The following is a 14216-nucleotide window of genomic DNA, read 5'->3' as shown; positions in this document are numbered from 1 at the left end:
GCTCGTCCGGTCAGCCGCCGGCGCTGCCGGTCCCGGACCAGGCCGCCTTGGCGCCGCTGTGCCCGATCCGGGCGACCTGCACGCCGGTGCCGAGCGCGGTCAGGACCGCGAGGACGGCGACGACCGCGGTCAGCGTGCGCATCCGGTCCCGCGACTGCTCCGCCTCCGGCGTCGCCGTACGCCGCCGGTCGAGCCACCAGTACGCGGCCGCGAACACGAACAGCGCGACCGTGAACCAGATCAGCTGGTCGCCGAGCTCTGCGTGCTGCTCGATCAACCGGGTCTCGGGCAGGGAGTGCTCGAGGTTCTCCCCGCTCGCCGTCGACAGCGGGGTGAGCACCAGCGCCACCAGGCTCAGCCCCATCGGCAACGGGCCCGCCCAGCGCCGGAACCGCGGCACGAGCACGGCGCCGAGCACGGCCAGGACCGCCAGGGGCACCATCACGACGGTCGCGTGGACGATCAGCGGGTGCAGCGGGAGGCCGAAGAACGTGGACGGCATGGAGTTCCTCCTGGAGTGGGTGGCACCTGCACGATGGGACATCCAGACTCATTCCGTCCCCAACGCAACGTCAAAACCGGCTCAAATGCGGCCGAGAGGCTCCCGCGGGTACGTCGAGGGCTCAAGTGCGCGGTCCTACCGACCGATGTGCAGACATCGGGGGCACACTCGGAAAGGGAACCTGTATGCACACCATCACCCGGACGCTCTGCGCGTCCTTCGCCGGTCTCGTCCTCGTCGGCGGCCTCACCGCCGTCGCCACGGCCGATGCGCACGAGAGCGGCTCGGGCAAGACCTGCGCCCGGCAGGAGGCCCAGGTCGCGAAGGCCGAGGACGCCCTGGCGCGCGTCACCGCGGTGTTCGAGCGCAAGCAGCAGGCGACCGACGACGCCGAGGAGGCGGTGGTCGCCGCCACGGGCAGCGAGAAGGCGGCAGCCCGGAAGGCACTCGCCCGCGCCAAGGCCGCCGAGGCGGCCGCGAAGGGCGTCAAGAACGCGCAGCAGCAGCGACTCGCCCACGCCGAGAAGCGCCTCGCCGACTGCCAGGCGGGCGAGCAGCCGACGGACGATCCCACGGACGACCCGACGGACGTGCCCACCGACGGGCCGACGGAGACCTCCGCCGCCTGAACGGCGCGGCGGCGGGCCCCTCGCCCGACCACGGCTGAGCCATGCTGGGTCCATGGTCAACCGCCTGAAGGACGCGACCTCGCCGTACCTGCTCCAGCACGCCGACAACCCGGTCGACTGGTGGGAGTGGGGACCGGAACCGTTCGAGGAGGCCCGCCGGCGGCACCTGCCGGTGCTGCTGTCCGTCGGGTACGCCGCCTGCCACTGGTGCCACGTGATGGCGCACGAGTCGTTCGAGGACGAGGCGACCGCGGCGTACCTCAACGAGCACTTCGTGAGCGTCAAGGTGGACCGCGAGGAGCGGCCGGACGTGGACGCGGTCTACATGCAGGCGACCACGTCCATGACCGGGCACGGCGGCTGGCCGATGACGGTCGTGCTCGACCACGACGGCAACCCCTTCTTCGCCGGCACCTACTTCCCGGACCAGCCGCGGCACGGGCAGCCGTCGTTCCGGCAGGTGCTCGAGGCGCTGACCGACGCCTGGGCCAACCGGGCCGACGAGGTGGCCCGGGTCGGCGCGACGCTGCGCGAGCACCTGAACCAGCACGCCGTGCTCGCCGCGGGGCCGATCACCGCCGAGGTCCTCGACGGGGCCGTGGCCACGCTGGCCCGGGAGTTCGACCCGCGGTCGGCGGGCTTCGGCGGCGCCCCGAAGTTCCCGCCGTCGATGGTCCTGGAGTTCCTGCTCCGGTACGGCGAGCGCCGGATGCTCGGCGCGACCCTGGAGGCGATGGCCCGCGGCGGCATCAACGACCAGCTCGCCGGTGGGTTCGCGCGCTACTCCGTCGACGGCGACTGGGTGGTGCCGCACTTCGAGAAGATGCTGTACGACAACGCCCTGCTGATGCGGGTCTACGCCGGGTGGGGGACCCGGCTCGGTGACATCGTCGCCAGCGAGATCGCCGACTTCCTGCTCGAGGAGCTGCTGACCGAGGACGGCGGGTTCGCCTCGGCCCTGGACGCCGACTCCGAGGGCGAGGAGGGCACGTACTACGTCTGGACGCCGGCGCAGCTCGTCGAGGTGCTCGGTCCCGAGGACGGGGCCTGGGTCGCGGACCTGCTCTCGGTGACCGACGCCGGCACCTTCGAGCGCGGTGCCTCGACGCTCCAGCTGCGTCGCGATCCCGACGACTGGAATCGCTGGCTGCAGTGCCGGATCAAGCTGCTCGCCGCCCGCGAGCGCCGCGAGAGGCCGGCTCGCGACGACAAGGTCGTCGCCTCCTGGAACGGCCTCGCGATCAGCGGCCTCTGCAGGGCGGGGTACGTCGAGGAGGCCGAGCGGGCGGCCGAGCTGATCTGGGAGGTGCACATTGTCGACGGCCGCCTGCGCCGCGTCTCCCGCGACGGCGTCGTCGGTACGCCGGCCGGGGTGCTGGAGGACCACGGCTGCGTCGCGGCGGGGTTCCTCGACCTGTTCCAGGTGACCGGTACCGTGGACTGGTTGCAGCGCGCGGGGACGATCCTCGAGGTCGCGCTGACGCACTTCGTGGCCGAGCACGGTGGGTTCTTCGACACCGCCGACGACGCCGAGGTGCTGGTGGCGCGCCCGCGGGATCCGTCCGACAACGCCTACCCGTCCGGGCTCTCGTCGATGGTGCACGCCCTGGCGGCGTACGCCGCGATCACCGGCTCGGGGCGGCACCGGGACGCCGCCGAGGCCGCGCTGGCGACGGTCGCGCAGCTCGCCGAACAGGCACCACGGTTCGCCGGCTGGTCCCTGGCGGCCGCGCAGTCGATGCTCGACGGCCCGGTCGAGGTGGCGATCGTCGGTGCGCCGGGGAAGGACCGCGACGCGCTGGAGAAGGTCGCCCGTCGCGACCCGAACGCCGTGGTGGTCGTCGCCGAGGGTCCCCGTGACGACGTCCCGCTCCTGGTCGGGCGCGACCGGGTCGACGGACGGCCGGCGGCGTACGTCTGCCGCCACCTCGTCTGCGAGCGCCCGGTGACGACGATCGAGGAGCTCAGCGCTGCGCTGAGGCGCTGACCAGCCGGTCGCCGAGGTCGGAGCGCAGGTAGAGCACGGACCGACCGTGCCGGGCGGAGGTCAGCAGCCCGCCGTCGCGCAGGGCGCGGAGGTGCTGGTTCACGGCGCTCGTGGTCACGCCGAGCCGCACCGCGAGCTCGGTCGACGACGCCGGTGACTCGAGCAGCCCGACCAGCCGCGCCCGGACGCCGCCGAGCAGGTCCGCCAGCGCGTCCCGTGCGCCGGGTGGCTCGCTCTCCCAGAGCGTGCCGACCCCGCGGGCGCCGTACATGATCAGCGGCGCCTCCTGCGCCGAGATCGGCGCGGTCGCGTTCCGGGTGAACAGCGACGGCGCCAGCGTGAGCCCCTCGCCGGCGGTCGACCGGCGGAACCCGACCTTCGAGGTCATCTCCACCCGCACCACGTCGTCGACGAGCCGGATCCGCGGCGACAGGTCCGCGAACATCGCGGCCAGGCCCTCGCGCGCGATGGTTCGGCCGCGGAACACGATGTCGGCCTCGAGCACGGTCCGCATCCGCGGCCACCACGGCTCGAAGCAGGCCTCCCAGTACGCCGCCAGCTCGCTGACGATCCGCTTCAGCAGCCGGTCCCGCCGCCCGGTGAGCGCCGCCGGCCGGGCGCCGGGGTGCACCTCGTCGAGGTCGTCGCGCACCACGTCCAGCGGCGTGGCCGCCACGGCCGCGAGCTCGTCGTCGAAGCGGGTCAGCGGCGAGCGGGGCCGCGGGGTGAGGAAGTCCGGCGTCCAGAGGTTCTCGTTGGTGAGCGCGAGCAGCAGCTCGCGATCGAGGCCCGCGCGGGCGGGCTCGGTCAGGTGCAGCCACGGCAGCATGAGCGGGTAGCGGCCCGGCTCGCGCCAGGTCCGCAGGGACAGTGCCAGCTCGTTCATCGGCGACAGCGCGAAGCGCACCTCGCCGAGGTCGGCACCGGCCAGCTCGTACTCGATCAGCCCGGCCATGAAGCCATACGCTACATCGTTGGTGCGCAGCCGTCGGCCGTGACAGAACTGTCCCGTGCTCCTGCCCGACGAACCCGTGCACCGCTCGCTGACCCTGACGACCGCCTCCGCGTCGCTCGCGACCGGCCTGTTCTACAGCGTCAGCGCGTTGTACTTCACCCGCGTCATCGGGCTCGAGGCGACGACGGTCGGACTCGGCCTCACCGTCGCCGGCGCGGTCGGCGTGCTGGCGTCGTTCCTCGGCGGGTACGCCGCCGACCGGGTCGGGGCCGACCGGCTCCAGTTGGTCGCCAACGCCGTGCAGGGGTCGGCGATGCTGGCCTACGTGTTCGCCGGCTCGGCGCTCGCCTTCACCGTCGTGGCGTGCGTCGCCGTGGGCAGCCGGAGCCTCCAGGGCTCCGCCAAGGCGGCGCTCCAGGCACGGTGGTTCGCCGGTGCCGACCGGGTGGAGGTGCGCGCGCGGCTGCGCGTCGTCACCAACGTCTTCATCGGTCTCGGCACGGTCCTCGCCGCCCTCGCCCTGCTGGTCGACACCGCGGCGGCGTACCGCACCACGATGGTCGTCGTCGCCGTGCTCCTCGCTGCGTCGACGGTCCCGCTGCTCGCACTGCGCACGGTCCCGGGTTTCGCGGCGGTGATGGACGTCCACCTCGACCCCGACCGGGTCCGGGGACGGTCACCGCTGCGCGACCGCACCTACGTCACCTCGGTCGCGCTGAACTCAGTGATCGCGATGCAGTTCTCGATGACCAGCGTCGGCGTCCCGCTGTGGATCGTGACGCGCACCGAGGCGCCGACCGTCGTCATCTCGGTGCTGCTCGTCCTCAACACGGTCGTGGTCGCGCTGTTCCAGGTGCGCGCCGCGCGCGGCACCCACGACATCGCGATTGCGGGCCGCACGGTCCGGCGGGGGAGCCTGCTGCTGGCGGCCGGCTGCCTGCTGTACGCCGCGGCCGGCAGCGTCGGCGCCGTGGCCGCCGTCGCGCTGCTGGTGTCCGCGGAGCTGCTCGGGACCTGGGCGGAGATCTGGTGCGAGGCCGGCGGGTGGGGGCTCGCCTTCGAGCTGGCCGACGCCGCGAGCGCCGGCGCCTACCAGGGGCTGACGCAGACCGGGTACGCGCTGGCGAGCATGGTCGCGCCGGCGCTGGTGACGGCCACCGCGGTCGACCACGGGTTCCCGGGCTGGGCCTTCCTCGCCGTCCTGTTCGCCGCCGCCGGAGCCGCCGTCGGCGTCCTGGCGTCGCGGGCCGCGCGACGTACCCCTCAGGCGGTCGGGCTCGCCGCCTGAGCGCGCTCCTCGCCGGCCGCGATCTCGGCCATCAGGTCCAGGCAGTAGCGGCCGAAGTCGATCTGGATCGTGTGCCGGGGGGCTGAGTAGTACTGCTCGAGGTGCGCGGCCTCGTCGGCGCGCATGATCCGCTCCTGCTCCGCGACGCTCGGCAGCACGTAGCTCCCGTCGAGCAGCGTCGCCAGCAGCTTCGACTGCTGCTCGGCGAGGTTGACGATCGTCGGCGACGACTGCGCGAGGCCGAGGTAGAAGAGGTGGTCGACGCCGGGCTTGATCATCCGCTTGAACAGCGGGTAGCGGTGCTGGTCGTCGGGGTGCAGGTCCGGCTCGGTGTCCTCGAAGAACGGGAACCGCATCTCGTAGCCCGTCGCGCAGACGATCACGTCGGCGTCCACGGTGTTGCCGTCGGCGAGGTGCACGGTGTGCCCGTCCAGCCGCTCGATGGCCGGCAGCATGTGGATGTCGCCCGAGCCGGCCTTGGTGAGGAAGTCCGCGCTCACCGACGGGTGCGCGGCGAGCGGCTCGTGATCCGGCTCGGGCAGGCCGTAGGTGCTCATGCTGCCGACCAGCTCGCGGATCAGCGTGCGCGAGGCCGCGAGGGCCTGCTCCTTGGGGATGTCCGGCGGCGCCATCACCTTGTCGGCGGGCTGGCCGTTGCGGTACTTCGGCAGCACCCACACGCCGCGTCGCGCGGACACGTAGAGCTTCTCCGCCATCCAGGGCGCGGACAGCTCGCTGGCGATGTCCATCGCCGAGTTGCCCATCCCCACCACGACCACCCGCTTGCCGCGCATCTCCACCGGCTCGAACGGCGAGACGTAGGCGTGGCTGTGCATGAGGACCCCGTCGAAGGTGCCGGGGTAGTCGGGCAGCCGCGGCTGCCAGTGGTGGCCGTTCGCGACGACCAGGTCCGTGTACTGCCGCGTCTCGCCGGTGCTGAGTTGCACGTCCCACCCGTCCGCCCCGGTTGAACTGGTGGAGCGGCGGGCGCGCTCGACCCCCGGTGTTGAACGCGATCCGGTCGCGCAGCATGAAGTGGTCGACGTAGTCGCGGAAGTACTGGTGGATCAGGGTGTGGTGCGGGAAGTGCGGCCAGTCCTCGGGCGCGGGGAAGTCCTCGAACTGCAGCCGCGTCGTGGAGGTGTCGATGTGCAGCGACTCGTAGACGGCGGAGTGGCCGTTGGGGTTGCGGAAGTACCAGTTGCCGCCCACGTCGTCGGACAGCTCGAACTGGTCGTAGTCGATCCCGTGCTCCTTGAGCCGCTTGGCCGTCGTGATGCCGGAGCAGCCGGCGCCGATGATGCAGACCAGGGGCGGGCTGACGGTCACAGGACCCCCTCGAGACAGGCGAACGCGGTGCGCAGGTAGCCGTCCGTCCGCGGCGACGACGTGAAGTGGCCGACCATCCGGTTCATCGCGTAGGCGACGGTGGTGCGGCGGTCCAGGTCGTTGACGACGATCGACCCGCCGTACCCGGTCCACCAGCAGACCCGGCCCTCCGGGACCGCCGGCGCCGTCGGGTGGGGGAGCGCGTAGCCGATGCCCCACCGCAGCGGGACCAGCAGCACCAGGTCGGGGCCGTCGGCCTGGACCTCGAAGATCCGGTCCAGCGTCTCCTTCGACAGCAGGCGTACGCCGTCCACCTCGCCGCCGTGGGAGACGACGCTCTGGATCCGCGCGACCGAGCGGGCGTTGCCGTGGCCGTTGGCGGCCGCCACCGACACCCGGCGCCACGGCGCGGTGTTGCAGAAGCCGCCGACGTCGATGAAGGGGTTCGCCAGCGTCGGCACCAGCAGGTTGCCCTCCGGCAGGGCTGCGATGTCGATGGTGCCCTGCGGCGGTGCGACGAGATCCGCGCAACGACCGAGCGCGTCCTCGGGCACGCCGAGGTGGAAGTCAGCGCCCATGGGTTCGGCGACCAGCGTGCGGAACTGCTCGGCCAGCGTCGACCCCGTGGCGCCGCGCACGATCCCGTCGAGCAGGTGCCCGTGGCTGAGCATGTGGTACCCGGACGCGGTGCCCGGCTCCCACCAGGGCTGCTGGGCCGCCAGCATCGCCTCGGCGTACGGCAGGTCCATCAGCCCGGCGGCGTCGAGCGGCTCGCTCCAGCCGGCGTACCCGGAGGTGTGGCCGAGGACGTGGCGGACCAGCACGTCGTCGCGGGCGAAATCGGTCCAGTACGTCGCGACCGGCGCGTCCAGGTCGACCACGCCGCGGTCGGCGAGCACGAGCATCGTGAGCGCCGACATCGTCTTGGTGACCGACCAGGTGTGCACGAGCGTGTCCCGCTCCCAGGCCCGGCCGGGTGCCGCCTCGCCGCCCCACAGGTCGGCGACCAGCTCACCGTCGTGCACCACTGCGAGGGAGGCACCGGTGTCGGTGCCGTCCGCGAGGTTGGCCTCGAAGAGCTCGGCGAGGGGCGCGAAGGCGGGATGGGTGGATCCGGGCACCTCCGCACTCTAAGAACATGTTCTAGTCCGGGCAACGGGCCCGCGGTCGGCCCGGACCGTCAGCGGAGGGCGTAGACCGCCATCGAGACGCCGACGTAGTGGGCGACGAACGCGAGGATCGTGAACGTGTGGAAGACCTCGTGGAAGCCGAACCAGCGCGGCCACGGGTCCGGCCGCCGGAAGCCGTAGACGACGCCGCCGAACGTGTAGAGCGCGCCGCCGACGCAGATCATCGTGAACGTCGCGATGCCGATGCCGACGCCGAGCCGGGTGGCCCCGTCGAACAGGCTCGGCATGAAGAAGACCGCGGCCCAGCCCAGCCCGATGTAGATCGGCACGTAGAGCCACCGCGGGGCATCGGTCCAGAACACCCGGAAGCCGACGCCGAGGATCGCGCCGGCCCAGACGGTCGCGAGCAGCACCGTGCGCTGCGTGCCCTCGAGGAGCAGCAGGCTGAACGGCGTGTAGGAGCCGGCGATCAGCAGGAAGATGTTCGCGTGGTCGAAGCGGCGGAGGAACGCCCACACCCGCGGCGACCACGTGCCGGTGTGGTAGATCGCCGAGACGGTGAACAGCACCAGCGCGGATCCGATGAAGACCGCCGACCCGAGGCGTGCGGCGGTCGTCGGGGCGAGGGAGACCAGCACGATCCCGGCGACCAGCGTGAGCGGCGCCGTACCGAGGTGCAGCCAGCCGCGGAGCCGGGGTTTGATGTCGGCCCGGAGGTCGGCAACGGCGTCCTGGAGCGCGTCGACGCCGGCCCGCATCGACTGGTTCATGTCCTCGACCCTACCGGCGGGTCGGTCACGAGAAACCCCACGCCGGGGGATCGCCGGAGTCACCCTGTGAGCAACGTCGCGCCGGTAGGATCGGGGGGTGGCGGACTGGAAACGCGGACTCCGGCGGGTGCTCTACCCGGCGTACGAGGCGCGGATGCTGCGCCGGATGCCGGACTCGGTCCCCAAGCACGTCGGCGTGATGCTGGACGGCAACCGCCGCTGGGCGAAGGCCGTCGGCCGCGACACCGCGCACGGGCACCAGGCGGGCGCCGCGAACATCGAGCCGCTGCTCGGCTGGTGCGACGAGGTCGGCATCGAGGTGGTCACCCTGTGGCTGCTCTCGACCGACAACCTCAACCGGCCCGAGCGCGAGCTGGCGCCGCTGCTCGACATCATCGGCGAGGCCGTCGCCTCGCTGGCCGACCAGCAGAAGTGGCGGATCCACCCGGTCGGCGCGCTCGACCTGCTGCCGGCCCCGGTCGCCGAGAAGCTCAAGGCCGCCGAGGAGGCCACCCGCGAGGTCGACGGGATGCTCGTCAACGTCGCCGTCGGGTACGGCGGCCGGCGCGAGATCGCCGACGCCGTCCGCTCGCTGCTCACCGAGGCCGCGGCCCAGGGCACCTCCATGGAGGAGCTGGCCGGGATCATCGACGTCGAGCACATCTCCGAGCACCTCTACACCAAGGGCCAGCCCGACCCGGACCTGGTGATCCGCACGTCCGGCGAGCAGCGGCTCGGCGGCTTCCTGCTCTGGCAGAGCGCGAAGTCGGAGTTCTACTTCTGCGAGGCGTACTGGCCGGACTTCCGCCGGGTCGACTTCCTCCGTGCGATCCGCGCCTACGCGCTGCGGGAGCGGCGGTTCGGGGCCTGACGACACGTCGGGTTTCTCCGGTCAGCCGGTGAAACCCGCAGGACACGCCGGAGCCCCCCGGCGTGTCGGTCGGGTTTCGGCGGACAACCCCCTCCTCGGGCGGGGGTCCGGGGCCTCATCCACGGTTCATCACGCGTTCTGGCGTGTCGACCGGGAACCGACCGGGTACCGGCGTACTTTCCAAACATCGGGGAGTGGGGAAGCTCTCCGTATCGGGAGGCCCGTTCGTGAGAAATCGCGACTGCACAGCACGGTGGCTCCGCTGCCGCGCGACCGGGAGCCGGCACTCCGGCGCTCGGGTCGGAACCGGTCCGTCTGCTTGACCACACGGCCGGTGCGCGAGTGCACGTGTCGGCCTGCGAAGGGGTGTCACCGTGCCGAACCAGGCTCCGAAGACCCAGCGCTCCGCCTCCGCCACCGCGAAGACCCGGACCCCCGCGAGAACCGCGCCGACCGTGCGCACCTACGTCCTCGACACCAGCGTGCTGCTCGCCGACCCGGGCGCGCTCAAGCGCTTCGAGGAGCACGAGGTCGTGCTTCCGGTCGTGGTGATCACGGAGCTGGAGGGCAAGCGGCACCACCCCGAGCTGGGCTTCTTCGCGCGCACGGCGCTGCGGATGCTCGACGAGCTCCGCATCACCAACGGCCGGCTCGACGAGCCGGTGCCGGTCGGTGACCTCGGCGGCACCGTCCGGGTCGAGCTCAACCACACCGACCCGGAGTCCCTCCCGTCCGGCTTCCGGCTCGGCGACAACGACACCCGGATCCTGGCGGTCGCGTGCAACCTCGCGAACGAGGGGTACGACGTCACGCTGGTCTCGAAGGACCTGCCGCTGCGGATCAAGGCGTCCGCGGTCGGGTTGGACGCGCAGGAGTACCGCGCCGAGGCGATCAGCGACTCCGACAGCGGCTACTCCGGCATGGCCGAGCTCGAGGTCGCCTCCGTCGACGTGGACCAGCTGTACGACGACGGTGTCGTCGACCTCGAGGAGGCCCGGGACATGCCCTGCCACCAGGGCCTGGTGCTGCTCTCCGACCGCGGTACGGCGCTGGGCCGGGTGGGGCCGGACAAGCAGGTCCACCTGGTGCGCGGCGACCGCGAGGCCTTCGGGATCCACGGCCGCTCCGCCGAGCAGCGGATCGCGCTGGAGATGCTGCTGGACCCCGAGGTCGGCATCGTCTCCCTCGGCGGCCGGGCCGGCACCGGCAAGTCGGCGCTCGCGCTGTGCGCCGGCCTCGAGGCGGTGATGGAGCGCCGCCAGCACAAGAAGGTCGTGGTGTTCCGGCCCCTGTTCGCCGTCGGGGGCCAGGAGCTCGGCTACCTGCCCGGTTCGGAGTCGGAGAAGATGTCGCCCTGGGGCCAGGCCGTCTTCGACACCCTCGGTGCGATCACCTCCCGCGACGTCATCGACGAGGTGCTCGACCGCGGCATGCTCGAGGTGCTGCCGCTCACCCACATCCGCGGACGGTCGCTGCACGACGCGTTCGTGATCGTCGACGAGGCGCAGTCGCTCGAGCGCAACGTGCTGCTCACCGTGCTCTCCCGGATCGGCGCGAACTCCAAGGTGGTGCTCACCCACGACGTGGCCCAGCGAGACAACCTGCGGGTGGGACGCCACGACGGCATCGTCGCGGTGATCGAGAAGCTCAAGGGGCACCCGCTGTTCGCCCACGTCACCCTCACCCGGTCCGAGCGCTCCCCGATCGCCGCTCTCGTCACCGAGATGCTGGAGAACGTCACGCTGTGAGGCCGGCGACAGTGGCGGGTTTCCCCGGTTAGCCGGGGAAAACTCCCCACTCCTGAGACCAGTGTGACTGCTGTGGCGGGGGAGGCGGGAACTTCTGGCAGACCAGAGGTCGGATCCGGCCGTTCGGTTTGCAACCTCCTCCCTCGTCAGGCAGGGTGGCCCGTGATCTTTTCGTGACCTTCCGGCCGAGCGTCATCGGGGACAGCGCGCCGGGGGACAGCGGAACGCCCGAGTCGTCTACCCGAATACGAGCCCTTGTCGAAACGCACCAAGTACGTTCCGAAGCACCGGCACGTCCCTGAGCGGACCCTCGTCGAAGCGCCGAAGAAGGCCATCAAGAACACCGTGGTCCTGTCCTCGGTGGCGGTGGCCGTCACCGGCGTCGCCGTGTCCGGTGGCGTCCTGAAGGACGCCACGGGCCTCTCGCCGACGGCGGCGGAGCAGGTCGGCTCGCCGACCACCGCGCCCCTGCAGGGCGGATCTGTCCCCGACAGCGACCGCGCCCCGGTTGCGTCCCGCTCTGGCGACCGGCGCGACGCCGCCGACCCGGCCAAGGAGGCGGCGCTGTCGGTGGAGGGCGGCCCGGCCGTCACCGAGCGGGTCGAGCTCTCCGACGGCGACCCGCGCGACATCGCCCGGGCGCTGCTGCCGCAGTTCGGCTTCTCGTCCGACCAGTTCGGCTGCCTCGACTCACTCTGGATGCGCGAGAGCGGCTGGAATCCCGCCGCGCAGAACGCCTCGTCCGGTGCGTACGGCATCCCGCAGTCCCTGCCCGGCTCCAAGATGGCGTCGGCGGGCGCCGACTGGGCGACCAACCCCGCCACCCAGATCGAGTGGGGCCTCGGCTACATCCGGGACCGGTACGGCAGCCCGTGCGGCGCCTGGGGTCACTCCGAGTCCTACGGCTGGTACTAGGGGTACGACGCAGTCACGGGTGCGTCATCGACTCCACGTCCAGCGCCTCGTCGAGCTGCGCCTCCGTGAGCTCGCCGCGCTCGACGTACCCCAGCGCGAGCACGGTCTCCCGGATCGTCGCGCCGTCGGCCAGCGCCTGCTTGGCGACCTTCGCCGCGGCCTCGTAGCCGATGAACCTGTTCAGCGGCGTCACGACCGATGGCGAGGACTCGGCGTACTGCCGCATCCGCTCGGCGTTCGCGGTGATGCCATCGACGCAGCGCTCGGCCAGCAGCCGTGAGGAGGCGGCAAGCAGCCGCACGGACTCCAGCACGTTGCGCGCCATCACCGGCATCGCGACGTTCAGCTCGAACGCGCCGCTGGCGCCGGCGGCGGTGACCGCCGCGTCGTTGCCGATCACCTGGAAGCAGACCATCAGGGTCGCCTCCGGCAGCACCGGGTTGACCTTCCCGGGCATGATGCTCGACCCCGGCTGGAGGTCGGGCAGGTGGATCTCCGCGAGCCCGGTCGTGGGACCGGACGACATCCAGCGCAGGTCGTTGCAGACCTTGATGAGCCCCACCGCGTAGGTCCGCAGCACGCCGCTGAGCTCGACCAGCGAGTCCCGGGTGCCCTGGGCCTCGAAGTGGTTGCGCGCCTCGGTGAAGGGCTGCCCCGCCGTCTCGGAGAGCACGGCGATCACCCGCTCCGCGAAGCCGGGCGGGGTGTTGATGCCGGTGCCGACCGCCGTACCGCCCAGCGGCAGCTCCCGGACCCGGGGGAGGACCGACTCCAGCCGCTCGGCGGCGTACCGGACCGTGGCGGCGTACCCGCCGAGCTCCTGGCCGAGCATCACCGGCGTCGCGTCCATCAGGTGCGTGCGGCCGGACTTCACGAGGCCGGCGAACTCCTCGGCCTTGCGCTCGAAGCTGCTCGCCAGCACGTCGAGCGCGGGCAGCAGGTCGTCGGTGACCGCGAGCGCGGCCGCGACGTGGATCGCCGTCGGGAACGTGTCGTTGCTGGACTGGCTCGCGTTGACGTGGTCGTTGGGGTGCACCTCGTGGCCGGCGCGCTGCGCGAGGGTGGCGATCACCTCGTTGGCGTTCATGTTCGAGCTGGTGCCGGAGCCGGTCTGGAAGACGTCGATCGGGAAGCCGTCGTCGTGCCGGCCCTCGACCACTTCGGTCGCCGCCGCGACGATGGCGGCGGCCCGGTCGGCGTCGAGGATGCCGAGCTCGCCGTTCACGGTGGCGGCCGCGGCCTTCACCCGGCCGATCGCGTGCACGAGGGCCGGCTCGATCGGCGTACCGCTGATGGGGAAGTTCTCCACCGCGCGCTGGGTCTGCGCCCGCCACACCGCGTCCACAGGCACCCGGACCTCGCCCATGCTGTCGTGCTCGGTCCTGAACTCGCCCTCGTCGCTCATGTCCGGGACGGTACCCGCGCGACATACAGCCAGTACCGCTCGTCGCGGTCCTGGAGCCGCACCCGATGCCCGTGCCCGTGTGCGTCGTCGAAGACCGCGGTCAGGACGTCGAGGAGCTCCGGGGTCTCGGCGGCCGACCAGATCGCGAGGGCGCCCCCGGGACGCAGCGCCCGGCGCGCGGACCGGAGGAACGGCTCGCGGTAGAGCTCTGCGTTGACCTCGTGCACCAGGTAGCCGGGCCCGTTGTCGACGTCCAGCAGGACCAGGTCGTACGACGCGGGTGGGGCCTCGGCGAGTGCCACCGCGATGTCGGCGACGACGACCGTGACCCGCTCGTCGGCGAGCAGCGAGGGGCCGTGGGGAACGGTCCCGTCGCGCATCCAGTCGACCAGCGCCTGCTCGATCTCGACGACCGCGCACTTCTGGACCCGGCTGTCGGCGAGCACCGCGTGCATCGTGAACCCGAGGCCGAGCCCGCCGACCACCACCGCCCGCGGGTCGGCCACCTGGGCGAGCGCCGACTCGGCCAGCGCCTGCTCGCTGCCGGTCTCGAGCGTGTCCATCACGAACACGCCGTTCGCCCGCAGCTCGAGGGTGGTCGGCCCGGCGCCGTTCCGGCGCTCGCGCAGCACCAGCTCGCCCCGCTCCGACTCGGCCCGCGCGATCTCGACGTACTCCACGGGGCAA

At 72.2% G+C, this 14216-nt stretch carries 12 protein-coding genes and 2 pseudogenes; 6 read left to right on the top strand and 8 right to left on the bottom strand.

Annotation, left to right across the window (positions count from 1 at the left end; all coding sequences use genetic code 11):
- Nucleotides 1–10 precede the first annotated feature (10 nt).
- A complete protein-coding gene (locus tag N538_RS0122610; RefSeq protein WP_028639178.1) occupies nucleotides 11–502 on the bottom strand; it encodes a DUF2231 domain-containing protein in 492 nt (163 codons plus the stop codon).
- A 185-nt stretch (nucleotides 503–687) separates the two neighbouring features.
- Here N538_RS0122610 and N538_RS0122605 point away from each other — a divergent pair, with 185 nt between their 5' ends.
- On the top strand, nucleotides 688–1131 hold the full coding sequence (locus N538_RS0122605) for a hypothetical protein (protein WP_028639177.1): 444 nt from the start codon (nucleotides 688–690) through the stop codon (nucleotides 1129–1131).
- 52 nt (nucleotides 1132–1183) lie between these two features.
- Nucleotides 1184–3118 carry a thioredoxin domain-containing protein gene (locus tag N538_RS0122600; RefSeq protein ID WP_028639176.1) on the top strand — a complete coding sequence of 645 codons (1935 nt, stop codon included), beginning with the start codon at nucleotides 1184–1186 and terminating at the stop codon, nucleotides 3116–3118.
- Here N538_RS0122600 and N538_RS0122595 read toward each other — a convergent pair.
- On the bottom strand, nucleotides 3096–4073 hold the full coding sequence (locus N538_RS0122595) for an ArsR/SmtB family transcription factor (protein ID WP_231496305.1): 978 nt from the start codon (nucleotides 4071–4073) through the stop codon (nucleotides 3096–3098). The two genes, N538_RS0122600 and N538_RS0122595, sit on opposite strands and share 23 nt — an antisense overlap.
- 55 nt (nucleotides 4074–4128) lie before the next feature.
- On the opposite strand from N538_RS0122595, the gene N538_RS0122590 reads away from it, so the two are divergent.
- Nucleotides 4129–5361: an MFS transporter gene (locus N538_RS0122590; RefSeq protein WP_051549555.1), complete on the top strand. Its 1233-nt coding sequence runs from the start codon at nucleotides 4129–4131 to the stop codon at nucleotides 5359–5361.
- On the opposite strand, the pseudogene N538_RS26900 reads toward N538_RS0122590, so the two are convergent.
- The 4 genes and pseudogenes from N538_RS26900 to trhA all read right to left on the bottom strand — a co-directional run.
- Nucleotides 5337–6311, bottom strand: a pseudogene (locus tag N538_RS26900) (flavin-containing monooxygenase); the annotation flags it as partial. The gene N538_RS0122590 and the pseudogene N538_RS26900 overlap by 25 nt on opposite strands.
- Before the next feature lie 61 nt (nucleotides 6312–6372).
- Nucleotides 6373–6690: pseudogene (locus N538_RS29745) on the bottom strand (NAD(P)-binding protein); the annotation flags it as partial.
- A complete protein-coding gene (locus N538_RS0122580; protein ID WP_028639173.1) occupies nucleotides 6687–7811 on the bottom strand; it encodes an EstA family serine hydrolase in 1125 nt (374 codons plus the stop codon). The gene N538_RS0122580 and the pseudogene N538_RS29745, both read right to left, overlap by 4 nt.
- 59 nt (nucleotides 7812–7870) lie before the next feature.
- A complete protein-coding gene (gene trhA / locus N538_RS0122575; protein ID WP_028639172.1) occupies nucleotides 7871–8590 on the bottom strand; it encodes a PAQR family membrane homeostasis protein TrhA in 720 nt (239 codons plus the stop codon).
- Nucleotides 8591–8687: 97 nt separating this feature from the next.
- On the opposite strand from trhA, the gene N538_RS0122570 reads away from it, so the two are divergent.
- The 3 genes from N538_RS0122570 (at nucleotide 8688) to N538_RS29175 (ending at nucleotide 12124) form a co-directional block, all read left to right on the top strand.
- Entirely contained in the window at nucleotides 8688–9461 is a 774-nt protein-coding gene (locus tag N538_RS0122570; RefSeq protein WP_028639171.1) for an isoprenyl transferase, read from the top strand.
- 455 nt (nucleotides 9462–9916) lie between these two features.
- Nucleotides 9917–11209, top strand: a complete 1293-nt coding sequence (locus tag N538_RS0122565) for a PhoH family protein (RefSeq protein ID WP_231496315.1) — start codon at nucleotides 9917–9919, stop codon at nucleotides 11207–11209.
- Nucleotides 11210–11464: 255 nt separating this feature from the next.
- Complete coding sequence (locus tag N538_RS29175; RefSeq protein WP_028639169.1) at nucleotides 11465–12124, top strand: transglycosylase SLT domain-containing protein; 660 nt, start codon at nucleotides 11465–11467, stop codon at nucleotides 12122–12124.
- A 13-nt stretch (nucleotides 12125–12137) separates the two neighbouring features.
- Here the strand turns inward: N538_RS29175 and N538_RS0122555 are convergent, their stop codons facing one another.
- Both N538_RS0122555 and N538_RS0122550 read right to left on the bottom strand, forming a co-directional pair.
- Complete coding sequence (locus tag N538_RS0122555) at nucleotides 12138–13529, bottom strand: class II fumarate hydratase (protein WP_028639168.1); 1392 nt, start codon at nucleotides 13527–13529, stop codon at nucleotides 12138–12140.
- Nucleotides 13526–14209, bottom strand: coding sequence for a spermidine synthase (locus N538_RS0122550; protein WP_028639167.1), 684 nt, complete (start codon nucleotides 14207–14209; stop codon nucleotides 13526–13528). Before N538_RS0122550 ends, N538_RS0122555 begins: the two co-directional genes overlap by 4 nt.
- Between the last annotated feature and the right edge of the window lie 7 nt (nucleotides 14210–14216).

Origin of the sequence: Nocardioides sp. URHA0032 (assembly GCF_000620645.1) — a bacterium.
In the GTDB taxonomy this organism is placed as follows: Bacteria; Actinomycetota; Actinomycetes; order Propionibacteriales; family Nocardioidaceae; genus Nocardioides.
Note: the sequence above shows the minus strand (reverse complement) of the source record. Positions and strands in the feature narration are given on the sequence as shown.

Excerpts from the sequence above, each read along its gene's own strand:
- N538_RS0122595 (WP_231496305.1), bottom strand. The coding sequence starts at position 4,073 with ATGGCCGGGCTGATCGAGTACGAGCTGGCCGGTGCCGACCTCGGCGAG.
- N538_RS0122610 (WP_028639178.1), bottom strand. The coding sequence starts at position 502 with ATGCCGTCCACGTTCTTCGGCCTCCCGCTGCACCCGCTGATCGTCCAC.
- N538_RS0122600 (WP_028639176.1), top strand. The coding sequence starts at position 1,184 with ATGGTCAACCGCCTGAAGGACGCGACCTCGCCGTACCTGCTCCAGCAC.
- N538_RS0122605 (WP_028639177.1), top strand. The coding sequence starts at position 688 with ATGCACACCATCACCCGGACGCTCTGCGCGTCCTTCGCCGGTCTCGTC.
- N538_RS0122555 (WP_028639168.1), bottom strand. The coding sequence starts at position 13,529 with ATGAGCGACGAGGGCGAGTTCAGGACCGAGCACGACAGCATGGGCGAG.
- trhA (WP_028639172.1), bottom strand. The coding sequence starts at position 8,590 with ATGAACCAGTCGATGCGGGCCGGCGTCGACGCGCTCCAGGACGCCGTT.